Genomic DNA, 20,535 nt, shown 5'->3' on the forward strand with positions numbered 1-20,535 from the left:
GAGGGGCCGTGCGCCGAAAAGCCTAGTGCCAGCCATCACTCCGATGACAGCCCGATAGCGGCACGGATCGCAGGCCAATCGAAAACCCAGACGACCGCGAAGCAAAGCACCGTTCCGAGCGGAACGGCAAATCGGCCGGGTTGGCGAGAGAAGCCCTGTGCGAGGGAAAGCTGAGTCAGGCCGGCGAAGACGAGCAGGCCAGCAGTGAGGCGCCGGTCCTCGATGTCGAGGACAGCGCCACTGACCGCGCTCGCGACGGCACCGAGATAGAGCCAGACGCCGATGCCCCACGCGCGCAAGAACGGGGGAAGCCCTCGCGTGTACACGAAGTAATAATCGGTGATCGGTGTGATCGCACCGGTGTTGGGATCGACGAGGGCAAACGGAAAGACGAACGTGACGGTGCCGGCGACGGCGATCGTCCACGGGACGAAAGCGAGTGCGAAGATGGCAACGAGTCGGCGATTCGCGAGAAAGCGATTCATAAGGGGACGACGACCACGTAGATCACTGGGTGAGAATTCGCAGCACGTCCTCGTCTGCTAGCTGGTGATCTTTACCGACCTGTTGTTCGTCGTGTTTGGCGCTCGAGCCACTCACCCGGGCGAAGCGGAACCGCTCCTCGAAGTCACCGCCGAGTTTCTCGCAGGCGTCGGCGACAGTCTGGCCCCGGCGAAGGATCAGCGGTTCGTCCTTGTCGACCCCCCGGCCGGGCTTGTCCATGTATATTCGAATCAGCCCGAGGCGCTCCCAGATCTCCTCGCGCAGGGCGTCGAGACCGCGCTGTTCCTCGGCGCTGATGAACACCGCATCGTCTGGATCGATACCGTGGTCGCGAAGGTTCGCGTCGACGGTCTCCTTGTAGTCTGGCTCGATGAGATCGGCTTTGTTGACGACGACAGTCGAGGGCAGGTAGACGCGGTTGTCCATCACGCCGTCGATGAGTCGGTCGATATCGACCTGCTCGCCGATGGTCACGTCGGCGTTGACGTGGCCGTGTTCGCGCAGGACGCCCTTGATCGTCTCCTCGTCGAGGTCGAGGTCGACGCTGGCGTTGACCGACAGGCCGTCCTTGGCCTTCCGGCGGATGGAGACCCGTGGTGGTTCACGGTCGACTCGGACCTTGTTCTTGTACAGTTCGTCGCGCAGGCGCCCGTACTGCTCGATCTCGAACACCGAGAGGGTAAAGACGATCAGGTCGGCGGTGCGGACGACCGAGAGGACCGCCTGTCCGTCACCTTTGCCTGCGGCCGCGCCTTCGATAAGGCCCGGCACGTCGAGCATCTGGATGTTCGCGCCGCGATACTGGAGCATCCCGGGATTGACGTCGATCGTCGTAAACTCGTAAGAGCCGGTCTCGCTCTCTGCGTTCGTCAGGGCGTTGAGGAGCGTCGACTTCCCGACACTGGGAAAGCCGACGAGCGCAACGGTGGCGTCGCCGTGCTTCTCGACGGCGTAGCCGCCACCGCCGCCAGAGCCGTCTTGCTGTTCGAGCTTCTCTTTTTTCTCCGCGAGCTTGGACTTGAGGCGGCCGATGTGTGCCTCTGTGGACTTGTTGTAGGGCGTGCTGGCGATCTCCTCTTCGATCTCGCGGATCTCCTCTTCGAGCCCCATTATGTGTACGTCCGCCCTCGGTCCCGAATAAGGCTTTCCTCCTGCCCCGGCGGGACCGACAGGGGAAATTAGTCTTCGGTCTCGTCGATCGTCGCGAGTTTGATCGCGACTTCGGGTTTCGTCCAGATGACGAACTCGTCGCTGTCCTCGCGGTCGACGACACCGCGGATGTAATCTTCGTCGACCGGCGGCTGGTTCACCTCGGATTCGGTGATCGGCGCGACTTGCCGGACCTCGTCGACGATCCAGCCCAGCGCACCCTGATCGTCGAACGCGTCGGGGTCGAAGACGATCATCAGCGTCTCCGAGCCGTCAGCGTCGATGTCCATCAGCGCCTTGGGATCGAGGATCGTCGTGATCTGGCCCCGGAGGTCGACGACACCTTCGATGTACTCGTCGGTGTTTGGGACGCGCGTGATCGAGTCGCGTTTGACGATCTCCTCGACCAGCGAGATGTCGATGCAGTAGTGTTCGTCGCCCAGCGTGAATTCGAGGACGCGCGTCGAGTCCTCAGCCGTCGACGCGGACGCATCGACCGCTCCGGGTCCAGCCTCGATACCGTCGGCGTCGCCCGTCTCGGCGGTCTCGGCTGTCTCGACCGAGCCGTCTGTGGCCTCGATGGCGGCGTCGATGTCTTCCTGGTCCGGGAGTTCGACGCCCGTCGGGCCTTGCATGGCCGACGTGGAGACACCGGTCAGCGCATCGTCGCTCGTCGGTTCGGTGCTGGCCGGCGCACCACTGTCACCCGACGCTTCGGAACCACCGGTGACCTCGGCGGCGGCCTGTGCCGCCCGCTGTGCGATGGCCTGTGGATCGGGGTCGTCCTCGTCTGTCTCGTTCGATGCTGCTGGCTCGTTCGTCGGTGTCGATTCGTTCATGCTATCTTCCTGGGGCTGGTCGGAGCCGTCGGCTCGGGTCGGTCGTGCTGTCTCTTCGGTCTGATCGGCCGGCTCGGTCGACAGTGAGTCTCCCGCGCCCGAATCGTCGGTGTCTGCTTCGACCTGGTCGCTGTCGTCGTTGGTCTGGGCGTCGTCGGCGTGGTCAAGGTCGTCGGTGTCGTCGGCGTCGCTGTCGTCGTTCGTCTGGGCGTCGTCGGCGTGGTCAAGGTCGTCGGTGTCGTCGGCGTCGCTGTCGTCGTTCGTCTGGGCGTCGGTGTCCTCAGCGTCCTCGTCCCCGTCGTCGGTCGCTCGCTGGCCCTCTCGCATCCGTCGGATTCGATGGGCGCGTTCCATGCGTTCGTCGTCGTCGCTCATGCGGGGACCTCCTCGGTATAGCCGAACTGACGGTCGAGTTCCGTCGCGATGTCGAGAAAGACGTCTTCCATGTCGACGGATTGCTCGTAGTGGAAGATAGATTTGCCGGCGGAGAACGCCCGCTGGAGTGCGACGCGTTTGCGGACTTCCCAGATGGGGAAGTCCTCGAACACGGTTTCGAGCCACGAGAGCATGGTCCGGTCTTCGTTGGTCTTCTCGACGCGGTTGGCGACGACGCCCAGCGTGTCGACCGTGATATCCGCCTGCGCTTCGAGGGCGGCCATCTGGTCGATCAGTAGTTCGATCGCCCGTTCGGAGGTCGCCTCGGTCAGTGCCGGGACGAGGACGTTGCGCGCGGCGTAGATGCCCGTGTCAGTGAGTTTCCCGTAGAACGGGGGCGAATCGATGACGACGTAATCGTAGTCGGCTTCGATGGCTCCGAGCGCCTCGTCGAGCACGTCGAGCGTGTGTGATCCCGAGACGCTCTCGGGTGTGATGTTGAGCGCCATCTCGCTCAGTGTGTCGGGGTCGATGCCGACCGCGTCGTCGTGTTTGGCTCGGGCGACCAGATCAGCGATCGTCAGTTCGTGTTCGACCTGTAGCATGTCGATGTTGCTCGGAACGACATCCATCTCGTCGTGGTCGACGATCAGGTCTCCGAGCGACGACCGGTGGTCACCGCTTGTCAACACGTCGAACAGCGTCGGTGGTGCCGCGTCGTAGGCATCGACCAAGCCCAGGGCCTCTGTGGCGTTGCCCTGCGGGTCGAGGTCGACGAACAACACGTCCCGGCCACGCTCGTTGAGCGCGCCGGCGACGTTGACGGCGACTGTCGTCTTCCCAGTACCCCCTTTCGCGTTCGTCACGCACAGGCGTGCCGTATCGGACCCAGATTGGCGACTCATCGTCGGACTAGGAAGGTGTCGACACTACCGGAATATAAAAATACGCTCCCGATTATCAACGACTGGACTGGGAGACGGCGCGACGATATCACGAAACGAGCCGCTGAGCGCGTCAGACGGCCGTCTGACTGTGTGCAACATTTAACACGTTGGGGCGAAGTAGTTACAGTATCATGACCATCAACCCACGCGACTACGACCTCGACGAGTTACGCAAGATGGCACGACAGCAGCGACCCGAGAACGGGCTGGGCGACGAAGCGGAACTGGACCCGGCAGAGCTGAGCATGGCGATGGCCGACGAGGGCGACGCGGCTGCAGGCGACTCCTTCCGGGCCGGGCTGTACCGGGAGCTGCTCCCGTTCCTCGGTGGCGACGGCGCGGAGAAGCCGTACCTCGCACAGCTACCCGAGAACTACGCGGCCGAGTTCGTCGTGTTCGAGTGGCTGGAGTTCCTGCTGATGCACTCGGGGTATCACGGTGCCGAAGACGCACTCGACTACTACGAGGACGTGGACTGGATCACCGAAACGGTCCAGTCGAACCTCTCGGATTACCTGCGGGGAATCGACGAGTCAGGGACCAACGACGGCAACAGTCTCGACGTCGACGACCACATGCTGAGTCTGGTCTACATCGCGAAGCTTCACTCGATGCAGTAGGATCGTCGCGGTCGTGATGGGTCGATGGCGAAATTCGCTGTGGGGCAGTCCGATTATCAGTGCTGTTACTTTGGTCGGGGGTTATATATCTGACCGGTGAAAATCACGTCGTATGAGTGAGGACGCTGCAGACGAGACTCCGCCAGCAGACGAGTCAGTCGACGAGGACGCTGGCGACACGGACGCCGAGATCAGTGACGCAGGACAGGCCGTTCCGATCGGCGTGAAACTGGGGAGTACACGTACTGTCATCTCGGTTCCGGGGGCACGTGGTACGGAAGACGAGATCATCAGGACGCTGACCTGCCTCGCGACCTACGAGGACGCACTCACGGGCGAAGAGAAGATCCTCTACGGCGAGGAAGCCGCGACCGAATACCCCGACCGGGTCCAGTTCATGCTTCGGTCGGGACTGCCCGAAGACGAGGATCGGGCAGAACTGACCGCGACGTTCTTCGAGGCGCTGATCGAACAGAACGACCTGCCCGAGTACAGCGCCGTCGTCTACGCGATCCCGACCATCGACAATCCCCGCGGGCTCGAAAACCTGAGTTCCGTCATCGAGGGGAGTTCGATCGGCAAGCGCCTCGTCGAGAGCTACCCCGAATCGCTGTGCGGTGCGATTCCGGCCTTCGGCGACGACCTCGAAGCGATCGACGAGATCTTCATCGCCGTCAACATGGGATCGACGAACCTCGAAGCATCGGCCTACCGCCGCGGTGAACAGCTTGCACCCTTTACCACGGGCGCGGTGACGGGCAACGAGGTCGACCGGATGATCGCCAACTACGTCGAAGAGGAGACGCAGGGCCGCGTCAACATCGACACCCAGACCGCCCGCGAGTACAAGGAAGAACACGCCGACTTCGTCGATTTCGAACCCTTCACCGACATCATCCAGCAGCCCGGTGGTGGCTCCCACGAGTTCACCATCGAACGGTCGGTGATGGACGCGGTCGACGAGTATCTCGACGATGCCGTCGAGGAGATCGCGAACACCTTCCTCCCGGAACTAGCCAACGATTACATGAAGGTGTACCAGCTCGCACTGGATCGTCCGATCGTCCTCACCGGCGGGATGGCGTGTATCCCGGGGATCGTCGAGGAGTTCGAGGCGCGCCTGAGCGAGGAACTCGACCGTGAGATCGAGGCTATCGCGGCCGACCAGCCCGACATCGCGCCGACGATCGGTGCCCAGCGGATCGCCGAGCGACTCACCGAGAACGCCTAAGAACGGCCGGCCCAGGTCCCGAGCCAGCGGACGATACGGGGCGATCCCCGGTGTGGTATCGACGAGAACGTCTCGAAGACGGTCGAATCGATCTGAATCACCGCGGACTCCGACTCCGTGTCGGTTCCACGGCCAGCCTCACGTCGCTCGAACATGCTATCCATTTTTCGACGACAGTGTGGTAAAGCTCAGTCAGACAGCCGTCAGTCGGAGAGCAGACGGAACGCGCTCGGTGAGCGAGTGAGAAGGTCCTGTGAGAAGCGTCTCACGAAATTTGAGTGTAAATTTCACGTCTAAGTATCAATATAGAATAGATGAGGCTCATAACGACAGGCGTAGAAGGTGTAATTGATGGGTCGCATTATCAGATTGAATAATGGGGAGAGAGAATCGGCCTCGGTTCTCACACAGACCGGCAAGGGTGGTCTCCTGTCGGCTGGCTACCTTCGTGAGGACCCCGCAGCGGCACACCTGCAGGACGAGACGCCGGTTTTCGTACTGACGAACCAGAAGCGCGGGATCGAGATCGAACGAGAGGGGTCACACGAGCGTATCACCTCGGGCAAGGGCTTTCGGACGATCACCGTCGTCACGGACAGGCGGATCGTCGTCCTCGTCGGCGACAGCAGTCACGAGAACGTCGACGGCGACCAGCGCCTGTCGGTGCCGTTCACCGAGGTCGAGTCCGTCGCAAGCGAGGGCGGACGGCGCGGGGGGACGCTCACCCTCGATCGGACCAGCGGGACGACGTGGACCATCCACGCTGGCGGGTCGGGACTGGATGCCGTCGAGGAGTTCGTACGGGGAGCCGTACAGGCCTGGACTCACGTGGAGTCGACGATCGATGGCGTCACGCGTGCGTTGGTCAGCGCGCTGGACCGCCGCGACAAGGGGGAGTACGACGACGCGCTCGACGCCGCACAGGCGGCCACGGACCAGCTCGAAGACGCCGTCCGAACCGCACGGGAGTTCGACAGAGAGTGGCCGGGAACGGCGATACTCGACCGTGTGCTACAGGTCGCCGACCGCTGCAAGAACACGATCGCGACGGTTCGGGTCGGTCGCGCGCGCCAGTTCGCCGACCGGGCAGAGCGTCGCTGGCGAGACGACGATCTGGAGGGAGCACGCGACGCCTACGAGCGTGCACAGAGCGAGTACGAATCGATCTGTGCGATGTCGTCAGACGCCGTCGAGGACCGGACCCGAATCGAGGCCGAAGCAGAGCGCGTCGACAGGACGATCGAGCAACTCGAAGACGCACCACTGCAGAAGGCCATCGACGCCGACAAAGCGGCGAGTGAAGCCGACGACGACGAGACCGCAGTGACACACCTCGAACGAGCGATCGACCTGTATCAGGACGCGATCGAGATCGATCAGGACGCGCCCGAGCGACGCTTTACCGGCGATCCCGAGGACATCAGAGAGCGCCGTGAGGACGTGATCGAGTCACTGACATCGACGCGTCGGAACGTCGCCACGGACGCCAAGCAGGCCGGAGAGTGGTACATCGGGACCGACCAGTACGACCTCGCAATCGAGGAGTTCGAGACAGCACGTGACCAGTTCGAGCGTGCGATCGAGGTCGCGGCCGAACACTATCCCGACGCCGTCGATCACCTCGAAACGGATCTCGCGGCCGTCGAAGACAGTCTCGAACGCGCACGGGCCGCGAACAACGGCGAATCCGTCGATCCAGTCGAGACGGACCCTGCCGACGACGAACCCGACTACGCCGTCGAGGCGACGATCGGAGCGGCCGAAGACACGGACGAGACCGACGAGCAAGCGCCGGAGACGGAGCCAGCCGCGGCCGAGCCAGATTCCCCCGGGGAGAGCATCGAACGGCGTCTCCGAGAACTCGACGAGGATCGGTTCGGTGATGTCGTCGCGACCGTACTCGGAGAGACCGGGTGGACCGTCGAAGCGGCCACCGACGACACCGTCATCGTCGCGAAAGGGAACCCGACGACCGAGCGGATGCTCGTTCGCCTCTATCATCGACCCGACGGAGAGCCAGTGACCGAGGCAGCCATCGAGACGTGTCGTGACCTGCGTGCAGAGCGGTCGAACGTGGACGCTGTGATGATGGCGACCTCCGCAGGGATCACCGACGAAGCGACGCGACGCTCCCGTGAGGAGGAGGTCCGCCTCCTCGACGACGAGTGTCTCGCCGCGGTCATCGAGTCACGTGACCTCGGAGACGAACTCGTCTCGAACGCCGTGGAAATCGAGTAACTGTCCGGCAGCGACCCATCCCCGACGGTCGAGAAAGGGTTAAGCCCCCTGCCCATCTATCATTATTTATCATGAAGTGCCCGAACTGTGGCGAACGCATGAGCTACAACGACGAAACGACCAAACTGCTGGAGTTCGCCTGCTCGCGTTGCCACCAGACGGTCATCGAGTACAAACCACGCGCGCGGACCGTCGCCTGATACGGACGGTTGTAGCGATGTACCGGTGAGCGTCTCCCCCGTGACGACGCTCACTGGTACGCAACGACAACGTTCCGTATGACACCCTACCAACGCGGTCGGTGACGGACAGCGCCAAGAAGCGAGAACGGGAAGCTTTTGATTGTGCTCGTCTTTGTCCGGTTATGACTGATTCGTCGGTTCGTGTCGCGATGCTCTCGGCGGGCGACTGGACCGGAGAGCAGATCGCTGCGAGAGAGTGGGCCGAGACGAGCGGTTTCGACGTGACGGCCGTCACCGTCGGGGAACTGGTCGACGGGACGACGACGCTGTCGAGGGTCGACGTGTGCTGGTGGCACGCCGACGAGCCGCCGGCACTCTCCGTCGACTCCGACCTCGGGGGTGTCCTCCGAGCGTTCGTGCGCTCGGGTGGTGGGCTGGTTCTCTCACTCGCCGCACTGACGGCCGTCGAGGCGCTTGGGATCGATCCCGTCGCCCCGGATGCCGTCGGGCCGGACCCGGACAGTCCAGAAACAGGACCGCTGGTCAAGGCCGCGTACGACGACCACCCACTGTTCGCGCCGCTGGCAGACCGCCGGCCGATCACCAGAGGCCCCACCGAAGCGACGCTCGCGCGGTACGACAGCATTCTTCCCGAGCGCGGCGAAGTACTCGCGAGCACGGCACGCATCGACCACGACGTGCCCGATCTGGTCACGTGCGTCGGGTGGTCGCTGGGCGAGGGCGTCGTCCTTGGTCTCGGTGACGGTCTCGTCTTCGGGGCGGCGGGCGGCGATGTCGACGCCCGCGACCGGCTCGCTCGCTCACTGCTGACGGCCGTCGGCGAGACGACCGTCCCCGCGCGACCACGTAGCGGCGAGGAGATCGCTGCGTTGCGCGAACAGTTCGACGACGACCACCACCGTCCAGCATATCACCTCTCGACACCGGCCAACTGGCTCAACGATCCCAACGGCATCATCCAGTGGAACGACCGCTATCACGTCTTCTATCAGTACAACCCCGGCGGCCCCTATCACGATACGATCCACTGGGGCCACGCGGTGAGCGACGACCTCGTCCACTGGGAGGACGAACCGGTCGCACTGACGCCCTCGCCGGACGGCCCCGACAGGGACGGCTGCTGGTCCGGGTGTGCCGTCGACGACGACGGGACGGCGACCATTCTGTACACCGGTGGGCGTGATCGTAAACAGCTCCCGTGTCTGGCGACGACTGGGGACCCGGCGCTGCGGACGTGGAACAAAGACGAGAGCAACCCCATCATCGAAGAACTCCCGCGCGACCCGGACGTGCTCTCGACGGAACACTGGGACGGCGAGTTTCGCGATCACTGCGTCTGGCGCGAGGACGGCACATGGTATCAGCTGATCGGAGCCGGCATGGAGAACGGCGGCGGCGTCGTCCTCCTGTACGAGTCCGCGGACCTGCGGGACTGGGAGTACTGTGGTCCGATCCTCTCGGGCGACCGAGACATCCCGGAGGAAACCGTCTGGGAGTGCCCGGAACTGCTCGATCTGGGCGGCAAGCAACTGCTCCACGTCTCGAACTACGAGGACGTGGTGTACTTCCTCGGGACGTTCGACGGCGACAGTTTCGATCCGGAGTATCGGGACAAACTCGACCACGGCGACTACTACGCCCCCCAGTCGATGCGAACCGACGACGGCCGCATCCTGACGTGGGGGTGGCTGCCGGAAGCACGGGACGTGAGCGCACAGTGGGACGCCGGGTGGTCCGGGACGATGTCGCTCCCGCGAGAACTGTCGCTGGCCGGTGACGGCCGACTCGAACAACGACCCGCCGACGAACTGACTGCACTCCGGGGAGCGAACGAACACCACGGCGGCGTCGAACTCGACGACGGCGAGACGACGACGCTCGCGACGAGCGGCCGGACGGTCGAACTCGCTGGCCGGTTCTCGCTCGTGGACGCCGACGCGGTCGAGATTCGGGTGCTCGCCGACCCCGACGGCACCGAGCGAACGCCGATCCGATACACGAAGGACAACGAAGTCGTCGTCGACCGAACCCACTCCAGTACGGACCCCCGAGCGACCAGCGATAGCCAACGCATGCGCGTGACGCCCTACGACGAACCGGTCGACCTCCGGGTGTTCGTCGATGGCTCCGTCGTCGAGGTGTTCGCAAACGAGCGTCACTGCCTGACGAGTCGCGTCTACCCCACCGGCACGGACTCGACGGAGATCGAACTGCGTGCCGTGGGCGGGCGCGTTCACATCCCGACGTTCGACGCGTGGGAACTCGACGATATATGGGCGTGAGGGCGACCTCGACGCCTCGCGGCGGCGAGAATCAGTTACTGTCGTTGTGGTAGGAACCACGACCGGTCCCGTCTGCACGCGCGAACAGTTCGCGATCCGTCGGCGGCAGGTCCTCGTCGGGCAGGGGTATCTCCCAGTGGTCGAGCGTACCCAGAATCTCGGTCCGAGTACCCTCGACGTTCATGCGAAGCGTTGGCCCGAGAGTGCCGCCGAAGCGTCGCATCTGCTCTGACTCTGGCAGTTCGGAGACCAGATCCAGCGAGTCGGCGTCGAAGTCGTAGTAGTTGAAGAAACTCTGGACGAGCACTTCCTCGCGGTGGGGGAAGGCCATCCACGAGTAGGCCTGAAAGGGCGCGTTGGCGGGGTTGGTCGCGACGAGACCGGAGTCGTTGAGCGGGGCGTAGTCCCCGCGCAGGGAGTCGGCGGCGAAGCCATACAGCGCGTCGTAGCCCGAAAGGCCGGGCGCGAAGGTGTGCATGTGGCTGGAAATGAAGAGGTAGTACAGGCCGTCGCGGTAGACGACGTGGGGGCGTTCGAGTTCCTGATTGACGCAGACCGAGTCCAGCAGCGGGTCCTTTAGCTCCCAGTCCAGTGGGTCGCCGGTCGGCGAGTGGGCGAGACCGATACTACCGTTGAACGCCTGCTGGGCGGCGTCGCCGCCGCAGGCATCGCTCCCCTCGGGCACGGGCGTGTTGGCCTCGAACAGGAGGTAGGTCTCGCCGGTCGCCGGGTCCTCGAAGAACCACGGGTCACGGAAGGTGTAGATCATCCCGCGGGACTGGTCCTCGCGCTCGTAGCGCTCACCGTCGGGGCGGACGAGTTCGTGGTGGGTCCACGGACCCTCGATACTGAAGCCGTCGCCGGTGACTGCCTCCCCGCCGGAGGCCCCGACGATCCGCTGGGTGTAGGTGAGTTCGTCGGCCCCTTGCTCGCCGGCGGCAGTGTAGAAGACGTAGATGTCGCCGTCGTCGAGCAAGGCCGACCCAGCCCACGTGCGCTGGCCCAGCGGGTCCTCGAAGATCGGCCCGCCGTTGTGCCACGTCCGGCCGTCGGGCGAGTAGAAGTAGCGGATCGTCGCCACGTCGTGGCGCTTGCCCGGCAGCAGATCCGCTGGTGCCGTCAGCGAGAAGGCGACGCGGTAGCCGTCGACTTCCGCGATGGTGCCATCACGGTTACGCAACAGCCACGTGTCCCAGACGTGGACGTCGGGCGCTTGGTCGGTCGCCGGTGGATAGAAAATCGGCGTCGTGTTGTCCGTCGTCCGCTGGATGCGCGTTGCGTGTTCACGCGACCAGCCAGATCGTGCACCGTACCCGGGTGCGCCGTCGTCAGAAACGTTCCGAACCATGGACTACCTGTGTCCGACTGGCTCAAAAGGTTTACTACAGCCGTTGTACTCAGTCTGCAGTCCCGTTCGGTCCCGTCAGATCGAGGGGGCGAATCCAGATGGCCCACATCGCGACTGCGCCCAGACCGTACCCGAGCGCCCAGACGACACTCCCGACGAGTCCGTAGCCAAACGAGGTCAACACGTACTTCGCCAGTCCCGGGACGATGACGACCAACGCGAAGGCGAGTCCGAACGCGATCTTGTTCCGTCGACCGCTCGCGGTCGTTGCCATAGCTATGCTTGGGGTGGCGGGCGTAAATGCGTGCCGAACCGGAGCTATTCTGCGTCGAGACGGTCGAAGACGGCCCACGACGGGTCGGCGTCCGGGACCTGCTTTGGCTCCCCGTCGAGGTAGACGCCATTTCCTGCCCCGACACTGCCGACGACGGCCGCTGGTGTCCCGCGATCCCGGAGTGCAGTGACGACGCTATCAGCCCGGTCCTCCTCGACGGTCACGGCGAGCGTACCGGCGCTCGTGACCGTCCACGGGTCCAGATCGACGGCGTCACACACGTCCGAAACTCCCGGCTGGACGGGCACACGATCGGTGTCGACGTCGAACCGGACGCCCGCACCGCGGGCCATCTCGGCTAACCCACTCGCGAGACCGCCTTCGGTCGCGTCGTGCATCGCCGTGACGCCGCCCGCGTCGAACGCCACTCGGGCGTCACGGACGGCCGCGATGTCGTCGACGCGGTCCTGTGCCGTCGCGACCGTCGCCGGATCGAGTCCCAGTTGCTCGGGGAACAGCGTCGCGAGCAGCCCCGTGATCTCCGCCGCTGGCCCGGTCGTGACGACGATCCGGTCGCCCGGCGTCGCGCCGTCCGGCCTGACGATCTCGTCGTGATCGCCGACGCCAAGCACCGTCGCACTACCGACCCACGAACTCTCGATGCCGGGGTATCGGGCCGTGTGCCCCGAAACGATGCTCACGCCGAGGCGTTCGGCGTGGTCGCTGATCGCGCGCCACACCGTCGCCAGATCGTCGTCACTCCATTCGGGTGGGAGCGTCAGATTGATCGCCAGATGCGAGGGGGCAATCCCGGAGACCGCCACGTCGGTCAGGACGATCTCCAGTGCCAGCCGACCCGCGCGTTCGAGGCCAAGCGCGGGCAGCAGTGAGACCGGGTCCGTCGCGATGACGACTGCCTGCCCACCCACGTCGAGTACGCCGAAATCGACGCCGTGGCGCGGCCCGACCGTCACGTCCGACCGCTCGGCCCCGAGATTCGGATAGATGATCTCTTCGAAGACGGCGCGGTCGATCTTGCCCAGATCACTCATCGCTCTCGGTTTGGCGGTGGTGCCCTAAAGTCGCAGCTATCCGGTCGTATCGGGGCACACGAGGTTCGTCGGCCGACGCGGCACACTCGGCTGTCCGGCTCACAGTACGTGGACGGCGTCACGGTCGAACCCGAGCCGTACGTCGCCCGTCGGTGGCTCGCTCGCGTCCGTCTTTGCGACGAGCGTTCGGTCCCCCCAGTCACAGTGGACGCGGTACGAGTCCCCGAGGAACTCGACGGTGTCGACAGTGGCCGACAGCGTCGCGCGGTCGTCGCCGACCGGGCCGTCACTGACCGCCCTGTCGCCGACCGTGATCGACTCCGGGCGCACCGAGAGCGTGATCTGCCGCCCGCCGTCGAACGCCCGGTCGACAGGCAGCGGGATCGAGACGCCGTCGACCGAGGCCTGCGAGGGTCCCGTGACGGCCGCGTCGAAGACGTTGTTGTCGCCAACGAACTCCGCGACGAAGCGGGTCGCTGGCTCACGATACACCGTCTCGGGCGTGGCGATCTGCTCTACGCGACCGTCGTGCATCACCGCGACCCGGTCCGAGATGGCGAGGGCCTCTGCCTGATCGTGGGTCACGTACACCGTCGTGATCCCCAGATCGGCCTGAATCGACTTGATCTGGACACGCAGACGCTGTCGAAGCTGTGCGTCCAGTGCCGACAGCGGTTCGTCAAGCAAGAGCACGTCCGGTTCGGGCGCGAGCGCGCGAGCCAGCGCCACCCGCTGTTGCTGGCCCCCCGAGAGCTGATCGGGGTCCCGGTCGGCCAGATCCGCGACCTCGACGAGTTCGAGCAGTTCCGTCACCCGTGTCGCGTCGCTGCTGGTCTCCCCGGAGTCGCGAAACTGTAGGCCGTAGGCGACGTTCTCCCGAACGCTCATGTGGGGAAAGAGCGCGTAGTTCTGGAAGACGATGCCGGCGTTGCGATCCTCGGGTGGCACGTCGGTCACGTCGTTGCCACCGATCGAGACCCTCCCAGCGTCGAGTGCCTCCAGCCCGGCGATCGCGCGCAACGTCGTGGTCTTCCCACAGCCGGAGGGACCGACGAGCGTGAAGAACTCGCCGTCGTCGATCGACAGCGACACGTCCGAGAGGGCAGTGACGCCGTCGTAGGCGACCGAACAGTGCTCGATCTCGACGCCGGTCGTCGTCATGGTTCCCACCGCCCGCCGACGCGGTCGATCACCACGAAACTGACGGTCGTCACCGCGAGCAACACGGTGCCCATCGCCGTCGCCGGCCCGAGGTTCGGCCCGAGCGAGCGGTTGCCCGTGTACCGTTCGAGTGCGACCGGCATCGTCGCGCTGTCGACGCCCTCCGCGAGCAGCACCGTCGAGTCGAACTCGCCGATGCTGATGGCGAAGGCGAAGGCCGCCCCCGCGACCAGTGCCGCCCCGATCAGCGGGATCTCGATGTCGACCAGCGTCCGGGCGCGACTCGCACCGAGCGACCGGGCGGCGTCGACCAGTCGGTCGTCGATAGCACCCAGCGCCGGAGTCACGTTGCGCGTCACGAACGGATACCCCGCGACGGCATGGGCCGCGACGATAGCGGCCGGGCCAGTGACGGTCAGGCGATGCCCCAGAATCTCGGTGCCAAAGACGAGCGTCTGGAGCATCCCCAGTCCGAGGACGATGCCGCTGACGGCGAGCGGTGCCGTCAGGAGTGCCTCGGCGAGTCGCGACCCGCGTCGCTCGCGCGTGGCGACGAGCGAGACGACCAGCCCCATCGGCACAGCGACCGCGAGCGCGCCGACACCGAACAGCAAGGAGTTCGACACTGCCTGACTGGGCTGGATCGTCCCGGTCGCCGCGCCCGTCTGCTGAGAGAGCAAGAACGCGTAGTACTCGCCGGTGAACTGTCCCTCGGGCGTCGTCACGCTCTCGATGACGAGGCTCGCCAGCGGGCCGACAAAGAGGACGAGGACGACGACAGCGTACCCGAGCAGGGCGAGGCGACGCGGGTCGGTCAGTGAGCGCCAGCCGTCGACGAGGGGCTCGCGGGCCAGTCCACGGGACTCGCCACCGGACTGGAGTTGCATCGCTTCGAACCGGAGGTAGAGATAGATCAGGCCGAGCGACAGCGCCGTCTCGATCGCGCCCAGCGTCGCCGCCTCGGCCAGCGCGAGGTTCTGGACGCGATCGAACAGCCACACCTCGACGGTCGCCAGTTTGAGGCCGCCAAGCGCCAGCACGATGGGGAACGACATGAACGTGAACACGAAGGTGAGCACCGCCGCAGTCCCCAGTGCCGGGAGCAGTTGCGGGACGATCACGTCACGGAAGGCCCGCAGCGGCGAGGCCCCCAGCGTCCGGGCGGTCTCGACGCGCCGCCCGTCGACCGATTCCCAGGCGGCCGTCACCAGCCGCGTCACCAGCGGCGCGTTGTAGAACGCGTGGGCCATGATGACGATTTCGAGCGTGAACGTGAGTTCGACCGGCCCGAGACCGACGACGCCGAGGAGATCGTTGAACACACCGCTCCGGCCGAACATCGCGAGAAAACCCACGGCGACCATGATCGACGGCATGACAAAGGGCAGGATCGTCACCGACCGCAGAAAGCGCCGGGCGGGAAACTCGAAGCGCGCCAGCAGGTACGCGCCCGGCAGTCCGACGACAACGCTCGCCACTGTCGAGAGGAGCGCCTGATACGCGGTGAACCCGAACAGTCCGAAGTCGATCGACGGGACGCCGTCAGCGAGCCACTGGCCGATTCCGCCCGGCACGCCGAGCGGGTCGACGAACAGTGAGTGGGCCACGCCGGTGTAGAACGGGTCACCGAGGACGGTGAGCAGTGGGTCGACGGTCAGGCGGCCGCTCGCATGGATCGCACTCGCGAGGACGCTCCCGACGGGCAGATAGAACACGACCACCAAGGTCGCGAGCGTCGCCACGGCCCCGGCCGGCAGCGCGATCCGATCGACCCGGCGAGCCATCGCTACGAACTCGCGACCTGTCGCGCCCAGGCGTCGATCCAGTCGCCGACGTTGCCCGCCAGCTCGTCGTAGCTGAAGGTGACTGGCTCCGGCGGTTCGAGCGCGTACTCGCCGAAGTCACCGCCCGGTTCGACGCCCTCGACGGCCGGGAACTGGACGTTTCGGACCGCGATTTCGGACTGGGCGTCCTCGGTCAACATGAAGGACATGAACTCACGTGCGATTTCGGGGTTGTCCGCGTCGGCGAACTGTGCCATCCCCTCGGGGTTGGCATAGCCCTGATCGTTCAGGAAGCCGACCTGATGGCGCGACATGTCGACGCCCTCGCCGTGGTAGTACACCTGATCGGTGGAATAGGAGACCACCATCGGTGCCTCCCCGTTGTCGTAGGCGTTGTAAGCCGTCGACCAGTCCGAAAGGACCTGCGTCCCGTTGTCGATCAGATCGGCCCAGTAGTCGAGATAGCTGTCCGGTCCTTTCTCGTGGATGGTCCACAGCAGGAAGGCCCGGCCGGGGTCGGACTGCTGGGCGTTCTGGGTGATGAGCGCGTCCTCGTAAGCCGGCTCCAGCAGCGAGTCGAACGTCGCCGGTTCCTCGACCTCGCCTTCGTCGTAGACGAGACTGATGTAGCCCGTGTCGTAGGGGATCGCCCGCCCGTCCGGGTCGAACTGTAGCGAGGACTTGACCGCGTCGCTGCCGGCGACCTGATCGCTGGTGGCCGCAAAGAGCGGGTCGTCGAGTTGCTCGTCGACGCGGACGAGTTCGCCGGTGTTCAGGCCGACGTACAGATCGGCGTTGACCGGTGCACCCTGTGCCGTGCGCTGGATGTAGCGATTGACGCCGTTCTCGGGCGTCTCGAACTCGACGGTCACGTCCGGGTGTTCGGACTCGAAGGCAGACTTGAGCCAGTTACCCGCCGTCTCCTCGCCGGTGAAAGAGGTGTACGTGGCAACGGTGAGTGTCCCGTTCAGGTCTGAGACCGTCCCCGTCGTGGTCCCCTCGGTCGTCGTTTCCTCTGTGGTGCTCGTCGGAGTGTCGGTCGCGGTGTCGGTCTCCGGGTTCGCCGTCGTACTGTCGCCGTCGCTCTGTGTCGTGGTTCCATCCTCTGTACAGCCTGCGAGTGCCGTCAGCCCCGCGAGCCCGGCACCCGTCCGGGTGAGAAAGGTTCGTCGTCGCATTTCCCAGTTGTTACACCGAGTAATACTTGAACCACTCGTTCTGTCCAGCGCCGTCACAGTTCCCTGACATCATCGATCCGACGGATCAGAACAGTCCGAGTCCACCGGCGAGAAGGCGAGCGCCGATCACGGTCAGTAAGCCGAGGACGAGTCTGCGACGCCAGCGTTCGGTGATCCGAACGCGAAGCCGACGCCCCACCGAGACGCCGACCAGCGTCGGGAGCGCCGCCACGATCGAAAGCCCGAACGTGGTCACGTCAGGGTACAACCCCAGCGCGCCGGCGGCGAGAACCCGGACGCCGTTCAGTCCGAGAAAGAGCATCGCCACGACACCCACGAACAGGCCATGCGAGAGGTCGAAGCTCCGAACGTACGCGATCAACTGAACGCCGACGTTCGTCCCGCCGAAGACCACGCCCGAGAGACCACCGACGCCGACCATCGCCAGTGGCCCGTCGACGAAGCAGCGTCGCTTGGCTCGTTCGAACCCCGGGATCGCGACGGCCTGCTGTGTTGTCGCGACGAACCCCAGCGAGAGCACCCCGAGACCGACTCGAAGCGGTGCGGTCGGAATGCCGTCGACGGCGACGAGTCCGACGACGGTCCCGACCAGTGCCCCGGCAAGCAGCGGCCCGAAGCGAACCCCACAGGTCCGCAGTTCGTCGGCCGATAGCTCACGCACCAGCGAGAGGTTCGCCGCGAGGATCGGCACGATCATGAACACGACCGCCGTCGCCGGGTCGATCACCGACGCCAGCACCATCGTTCCGACGAGCGCGAACCCAAAGCCCGCGAGACCGTTGATCGCCCCCGCCACGAGGACGACCACGACGACGAGCGCACCCAGTATGGGCGTCAGTGTGACGGACACACGGGTTCGTTTCGTCGCCATCGATATATACGATCCGGGGGTCGTTCGATCCTCGCGCACGAGCGTGTCCAAAGCAGTACGCCTTTTGCCAGCCATCACACCAGTGACGGTATGGAGCGCTACGAGACCCGGATCGACGACGACACGCTGTTTCTCGAGGTCGGCGATCAGGACCTCGAAGTCGGTTCGCTGGACGACATCTGTGAGATCATCGGTGGCGACACCTACACGCTTGAGTACGACACGAAAGCACAGGCCGCGGCCTGGATCTCGACCGACGACGACGGAACGATCACCTTCGACGTTCGCGAGACGCTCGCGGACATGGACTACAACGAGACGATCGTCGAGAAGATCGCCGACCAGCCAATCGACGCGACGAACAGCGACGGCTATCCGATCAGGACGGCGAAATTCGCCGCACTGATGGAAGAGATCTGGGACTCGAAAGGCGCAGTCGACCTCAGCGAGTAGGGTCCGACGGCGCTCGTGCGACGATCACGAACGTCTCGGGGCGTGTCGTCGCTATATCGATCTCGAAACCGACCGCTTCGAGCGCCGTCTCCGCCTCGTCGACACCGAACCGTTCGTCGAGGGGTGGCCCGGCGTCGCCACTCCCGCTCGCCGCCCAATCGACGACGACGAACCGTCCGCCCGCGACCAGCACGCGCCCGACTTCCGCCAGTGCCGCCTCGTCGGCGAACTCGTGGTAGGTCATCGTCGAGAACGCCGCGTCGATCGTGTCGGTCCCGACGGGCAAGTCCGCGACCTCGGCCGTGAGCAAGTCGACGTTCTCCGGGACCCCCTTCTCCCGATAGTAGTCGTGCATGGCTGCCTGTACGTCGACGGCTGATACCGTCCCCGCAAACGGTGCCACGTCGTCCGTGTAAAAACCCGTTCCACTGCCCAGATCGGCCACGTGCTCGCCCCCGTCGAGTGCGAGCGCCCCGAGTAACTCCTCGGCCGAACAGTAGCGGTATCGCTTGGCCGCGTTTTCGAGATTGTCGGCCCGCCCCGCGTCGAACGTGTGAAAACCCATACGCTGCCTATGCTCTTGAGGATGAAATATCTCCCGTGCAGTCCCACCCGAACCGGCGCGGTCAGTATCGCGAGAAGTTCGTGTCGGGATACACGCGTCCGTCGGCGATGTCGACCACGTCGAGCGTCGACAGCCGACCGAGTCGGTCCGCCGCCGCTGCACGATCGATGCCGAGTTCGACTGCGCGGTCGAGCACCGCTTCCTTCGATGGCACTGATTCGATCAGGCCGTCGGCATCGGTGACAGTACCCTCGGCAACGATCGCTTTCAGCACCGCGCCGTGCTCACGCTTCGACGGCGTTCGATCGTCACCGGTCCACTCGATGTTCAACGATCCGTCGTCGTTGACATGAGAGACGAAAAATCCCACTGGCAACGACTCCGTCAACGCCGCGACCAGTGCCGCCCGGTCCAGTCGTGCCCGAAACCGAAACTGCCGACCGTCGGTCGATGACTCGTCTACCTCGACGTTGACACCCGCCTCCGCGACGGTCTCCGTGATCGTCTCGGCGAGTCGCTCACCGACTGCATCCCCGACAGCGTCACGCTCGCTTGCTCGCGCTCGCGTCTGGGCTGCCAGTTCCTCGTACCGCTCCATCTGCTCGTGCAAGGAATCCTCGGTCATACGCCCTCACTGGTCGCCAGCGGATTACGTGTTGTGGCGAGGTCCGAGACCGCGGGCACACGAGTCGGAGAAATCTTCGACACGGACGCTCCCTTCGCTCGCGGTGATGGGTCGTCGCAGAATGGGTTGGGGCGGAGTTGAACCGAAATCAGACGTGTTCACTTCGTTGCGTGCGACCGGCAGGATTCAACTCCTTCGGAACAATTTTCGACGACACGGGCCGCTCGCTTCGCTCGCGGTGTTGTGTCGTCGAAAATGGGTTGTGGCGGAGTTGAACCACGCCGAGACTCGCTGCGCTCGTCTCGTCTGCTTCAACCCACCATCTCCCATTCGCTCCTCACGTCCGTTCGTCGCAGAAGTGGGTTGGGGCGGAGTTGAACCGCCGACTTCCTCCGTGTGAAGGAGGTATCATAACCGGACTAGATCACCAACCCGGACACCTGATGGTATTCGAGGGGTCGACTTAAGAATTGTCTTCCCGATCAGGCCCGAGTCTGGCGATAGGCGTCGAGTCGCTCGCGTGCATCCGCGACAGCCGCTTTCGCCTCACTTTCTGCCTTCGCCTGTGTGTCCTTGAGGTCGGCCTTCACGTCGGCAAGGTGACCAGTCTCGGACACCTCCCGCCCGGTGAGTGTTCGCACGCGCGCTTCGATCGGATCGAGTTCGGCCCGCACGCCCTGTAGCGCTGTCTCTGCCGCTCGCTTCAGGTAGTATCGGGTGTCTTTGAAGTACCTGTTCATATCTGACCTTACGGAAGCAACGAATAAAGTGTTTGTGGCCCGGTCGATACTGGCGTTCGGACGAACAGTTTTCCA

General features: G+C 64.8%; 21 protein-coding genes and 1 tRNA gene. 6 read left to right on the top strand and 16 right to left on the bottom strand.

Annotated elements, in window-relative coordinates; all coding sequences use genetic code 11:
* Positions 1 to 35: 35 nt before the first annotated feature.
* The 4 genes from AC5FRW_RS07895 to AC5FRW_RS07910 form a co-directional block, all read right to left on the bottom strand.
* Complete coding sequence (locus tag AC5FRW_RS07895) at positions 36 to 485, bottom strand: TIGR04206 family protein (RefSeq protein WP_493567893.1); 450 nt, start codon at positions 483 to 485, stop codon at positions 36 to 38.
* 22 nt (positions 486 to 507) lie between these two features.
* Entirely contained in the window at positions 508 to 1,614 is a 1,107-nt protein-coding gene (locus AC5FRW_RS07900) for an OBG GTPase family GTP-binding protein (protein ID WP_493567894.1), read from the bottom strand.
* 68 nt (positions 1,615 to 1,682) lie between these two features.
* Complete coding sequence (locus AC5FRW_RS07905) at positions 1,683 to 2,867, bottom strand: chemotaxis protein CheW (protein ID WP_493567895.1); 1,185 nt, start codon at positions 2,865 to 2,867, stop codon at positions 1,683 to 1,685.
* Positions 2,864 to 3,772 (bottom strand): ParA family protein, encoded by a 909-nt coding sequence (locus AC5FRW_RS07910; protein ID WP_493567896.1) that lies wholly within the window; start codon positions 3,770 to 3,772, stop codon positions 2,864 to 2,866. Before AC5FRW_RS07910 ends, AC5FRW_RS07905 begins: the two co-directional genes overlap by 4 nt.
* A 173-nt stretch (positions 3,773 to 3,945) precedes the next feature.
* Between AC5FRW_RS07910 and AC5FRW_RS07915 the strand changes: the two genes are divergently transcribed.
* Together AC5FRW_RS07915 and AC5FRW_RS07920 are read left to right on the top strand one after the other, a co-directional pair.
* A complete protein-coding gene (locus tag AC5FRW_RS07915; RefSeq protein ID WP_493567897.1) occupies positions 3,946 to 4,434 on the top strand; it encodes a FlaD/FlaE family flagellar protein in 489 nt (162 codons plus the stop codon).
* A 112-nt stretch (positions 4,435 to 4,546) separates the two neighbouring features.
* Positions 4,547 to 5,665, top strand: coding sequence for an actin-like salactin (locus AC5FRW_RS07920; RefSeq protein WP_493567898.1), 1,119 nt, complete (start codon positions 4,547 to 4,549; stop codon positions 5,663 to 5,665).
* On the opposite strand, the gene AC5FRW_RS07925 is transcribed toward AC5FRW_RS07920, so the two are convergent.
* Positions 5,662 to 5,820, bottom strand: a complete 159-nt coding sequence (locus tag AC5FRW_RS07925) for a hypothetical protein (RefSeq protein ID WP_493567899.1) — start codon at positions 5,818 to 5,820, stop codon at positions 5,662 to 5,664. The two genes, AC5FRW_RS07920 and AC5FRW_RS07925, sit on opposite strands and share 4 nt — an antisense overlap.
* Before the next feature lie 196 nt (positions 5,821 to 6,016).
* Here AC5FRW_RS07925 and AC5FRW_RS07930 point away from each other — a divergent pair, with 196 nt between their 5' ends.
* The 3 genes from AC5FRW_RS07930 (at position 6,017) to AC5FRW_RS07940 (ending at position 10,388) form a co-directional block, all read left to right on the top strand.
* On the top strand, positions 6,017 to 7,903 hold the full coding sequence (locus AC5FRW_RS07930) for a restriction endonuclease (RefSeq protein WP_493567900.1): 1,887 nt from the start codon (positions 6,017 to 6,019) through the stop codon (positions 7,901 to 7,903).
* A 71-nt stretch (positions 7,904 to 7,974) separates the two neighbouring features.
* Positions 7,975 to 8,103 (top strand): hypothetical protein, encoded by a 129-nt coding sequence (locus AC5FRW_RS07935; protein WP_493567901.1) that lies wholly within the window; start codon positions 7,975 to 7,977, stop codon positions 8,101 to 8,103.
* A gap of 164 nt (positions 8,104 to 8,267) precedes the next feature.
* A complete protein-coding gene (locus AC5FRW_RS07940) occupies positions 8,268 to 10,388 on the top strand; it encodes a glycoside hydrolase family 32 protein (protein ID WP_493567902.1) in 2,121 nt (706 codons plus the stop codon).
* A 31-nt stretch (positions 10,389 to 10,419) separates the two neighbouring features.
* On the opposite strand, the gene AC5FRW_RS07945 is transcribed toward AC5FRW_RS07940, so the two are convergent.
* The 7 genes from AC5FRW_RS07945 to AC5FRW_RS07975 all read right to left on the bottom strand — a co-directional run bounded on the left by AC5FRW_RS07945 (position 10,420) and on the right by AC5FRW_RS07975 (position 18,077).
* Positions 10,420 to 11,736: a glycoside hydrolase family 68 protein gene (locus AC5FRW_RS07945; protein ID WP_493567903.1), complete on the bottom strand. Its 1,317-nt coding sequence runs from the start codon at positions 11,734 to 11,736 to the stop codon at positions 10,420 to 10,422.
* Positions 11,737 to 11,785: 49 nt separating this feature from the next.
* Positions 11,786 to 12,010 (bottom strand): DUF7996 family protein, encoded by a 225-nt coding sequence (locus AC5FRW_RS07950; RefSeq protein ID WP_493567904.1) that lies wholly within the window; start codon positions 12,008 to 12,010, stop codon positions 11,786 to 11,788.
* A 44-nt stretch (positions 12,011 to 12,054) separates the two neighbouring features.
* On the bottom strand, positions 12,055 to 13,062 hold the full coding sequence (locus AC5FRW_RS07955) for an AIR synthase family protein (RefSeq protein WP_493567905.1): 1,008 nt from the start codon (positions 13,060 to 13,062) through the stop codon (positions 12,055 to 12,057).
* Between the two features lie 99 nt (positions 13,063 to 13,161).
* Positions 13,162 to 14,223, bottom strand: a complete 1,062-nt coding sequence (locus AC5FRW_RS07960; protein WP_493567906.1) for an ABC transporter ATP-binding protein — start codon at positions 14,221 to 14,223, stop codon at positions 13,162 to 13,164.
* Positions 14,220 to 16,007 carry an ABC transporter permease gene (locus tag AC5FRW_RS07965; protein WP_493567907.1) on the bottom strand — a complete coding sequence of 596 codons (1,788 nt, stop codon included), beginning with the start codon at positions 16,005 to 16,007 and terminating at the stop codon, positions 14,220 to 14,222. The genes AC5FRW_RS07960 and AC5FRW_RS07965 overlap by 4 nt, the downstream gene beginning before the upstream one ends.
* Positions 16,008 to 16,009: 2 nt before the next feature.
* Complete coding sequence (locus tag AC5FRW_RS07970) at positions 16,010 to 17,185, bottom strand: thiamine ABC transporter substrate-binding protein (protein ID WP_493567908.1); 1,176 nt, start codon at positions 17,183 to 17,185, stop codon at positions 16,010 to 16,012.
* 85 nt (positions 17,186 to 17,270) lie between these two features.
* Complete coding sequence (locus tag AC5FRW_RS07975; protein ID WP_493567909.1) at positions 17,271 to 18,077, bottom strand: sulfite exporter TauE/SafE family protein; 807 nt, start codon at positions 18,075 to 18,077, stop codon at positions 17,271 to 17,273.
* Positions 18,078 to 18,167: 90 nt separating this feature from the next.
* Here AC5FRW_RS07975 and AC5FRW_RS07980 point away from each other — a divergent pair, with 90 nt between their 5' ends.
* A complete protein-coding gene (locus tag AC5FRW_RS07980) occupies positions 18,168 to 18,530 on the top strand; it encodes a hypothetical protein (RefSeq protein WP_493567910.1) in 363 nt (120 codons plus the stop codon).
* Here AC5FRW_RS07980 and AC5FRW_RS07985 read toward each other — a convergent pair.
* From AC5FRW_RS07985 to AC5FRW_RS08000, 4 genes are all read right to left on the bottom strand, one after another.
* The gene (locus AC5FRW_RS07985) at positions 18,520 to 19,095 is read right to left on the bottom strand and encodes a class I SAM-dependent methyltransferase (protein ID WP_493567911.1); all 576 of its coding nucleotides are present in this window, start codon (positions 19,093 to 19,095) and stop codon (positions 18,520 to 18,522) included. The two genes, AC5FRW_RS07980 and AC5FRW_RS07985, sit on opposite strands and share 11 nt — an antisense overlap.
* 61 nt (positions 19,096 to 19,156) lie before the next feature.
* Positions 19,157 to 19,720 carry a hypothetical protein gene (locus tag AC5FRW_RS07990; protein WP_493567912.1) on the bottom strand — a complete coding sequence of 188 codons (564 nt, stop codon included), beginning with the start codon at positions 19,718 to 19,720 and terminating at the stop codon, positions 19,157 to 19,159.
* A gap of 359 nt (positions 19,721 to 20,079) precedes the next feature.
* Positions 20,080 to 20,154 (bottom strand) — tRNA-Val (locus tag AC5FRW_RS07995).
* Positions 20,155 to 20,202: 48 nt separating this feature from the next.
* A complete protein-coding gene (locus AC5FRW_RS08000) occupies positions 20,203 to 20,460 on the bottom strand; it encodes a DUF7553 family protein (RefSeq protein WP_493567913.1) in 258 nt (85 codons plus the stop codon).
* Between the last annotated feature and the right edge of the window lie 75 nt (positions 20,461 to 20,535).

The organism is Halomicrobium sp. HArcht3-1, assembly GCF_058933345.1.

Coding starts and splice junctions, on each gene's coding strand:
- AC5FRW_RS07960 (WP_493567906.1), bottom strand. CDS start 14,223: ATGACGACGACCGGCGTCGAGATCGAGCACTGTTCGGTCGCCTACGAC.
- AC5FRW_RS07905 (WP_493567895.1), bottom strand. CDS start 2,867: ATGAGCGACGACGACGAACGCATGGAACGCGCCCATCGAATCCGACGG.
- AC5FRW_RS08000 (WP_493567913.1), bottom strand. CDS start 20,460: ATGAACAGGTACTTCAAAGACACCCGATACTACCTGAAGCGAGCGGCA.
- AC5FRW_RS07895 (WP_493567893.1), bottom strand. CDS start 485: ATGAATCGCTTTCTCGCGAATCGCCGACTCGTTGCCATCTTCGCACTC.
- AC5FRW_RS07990 (WP_493567912.1), bottom strand. CDS start 19,720: ATGACCGAGGATTCCTTGCACGAGCAGATGGAGCGGTACGAGGAACTG.
- AC5FRW_RS07955 (WP_493567905.1), bottom strand. CDS start 13,062: ATGAGTGATCTGGGCAAGATCGACCGCGCCGTCTTCGAAGAGATCATC.
- AC5FRW_RS07980 (WP_493567910.1), top strand. CDS start 18,168: ATGGAGCGCTACGAGACCCGGATCGACGACGACACGCTGTTTCTCGAG.
- AC5FRW_RS07985 (WP_493567911.1), bottom strand. CDS start 19,095: ATGGGTTTTCACACGTTCGACGCGGGGCGGGCCGACAATCTCGAAAAC.
- AC5FRW_RS07970 (WP_493567908.1), bottom strand. CDS start 17,185: ATGCGACGACGAACCTTTCTCACCCGGACGGGTGCCGGGCTCGCGGGG.
- AC5FRW_RS07950 (WP_493567904.1), bottom strand. CDS start 12,010: ATGGCAACGACCGCGAGCGGTCGACGGAACAAGATCGCGTTCGGACTC.
- AC5FRW_RS07915 (WP_493567897.1), top strand. CDS start 3,946: ATGACCATCAACCCACGCGACTACGACCTCGACGAGTTACGCAAGATG.
- AC5FRW_RS07965 (WP_493567907.1), bottom strand. CDS start 16,007: ATGGCTCGCCGGGTCGATCGGATCGCGCTGCCGGCCGGGGCCGTGGCG.
- AC5FRW_RS07935 (WP_493567901.1), top strand. CDS start 7,975: ATGAAGTGCCCGAACTGTGGCGAACGCATGAGCTACAACGACGAAACG.
- AC5FRW_RS07940 (WP_493567902.1), top strand. CDS start 8,268: ATGACTGATTCGTCGGTTCGTGTCGCGATGCTCTCGGCGGGCGACTGG.
- AC5FRW_RS07920 (WP_493567898.1), top strand. CDS start 4,547: ATGAGTGAGGACGCTGCAGACGAGACTCCGCCAGCAGACGAGTCAGTC.
- AC5FRW_RS07900 (WP_493567894.1), bottom strand. CDS start 1,614: ATGGGGCTCGAAGAGGAGATCCGCGAGATCGAAGAGGAGATCGCCAGC.
- AC5FRW_RS07930 (WP_493567900.1), top strand. CDS start 6,017: ATGGGTCGCATTATCAGATTGAATAATGGGGAGAGAGAATCGGCCTCG.
- AC5FRW_RS07975 (WP_493567909.1), bottom strand. CDS start 18,077: ATGGCGACGAAACGAACCCGTGTGTCCGTCACACTGACGCCCATACTG.
- AC5FRW_RS07910 (WP_493567896.1), bottom strand. CDS start 3,772: ATGAGTCGCCAATCTGGGTCCGATACGGCACGCCTGTGCGTGACGAAC.
- AC5FRW_RS07945 (WP_493567903.1), bottom strand. CDS start 11,736: ATGGTTCGGAACGTTTCTGACGACGGCGCACCCGGGTACGGTGCACGA.
- AC5FRW_RS07925 (WP_493567899.1), bottom strand. CDS start 5,820: ATGTTCGAGCGACGTGAGGCTGGCCGTGGAACCGACACGGAGTCGGAG.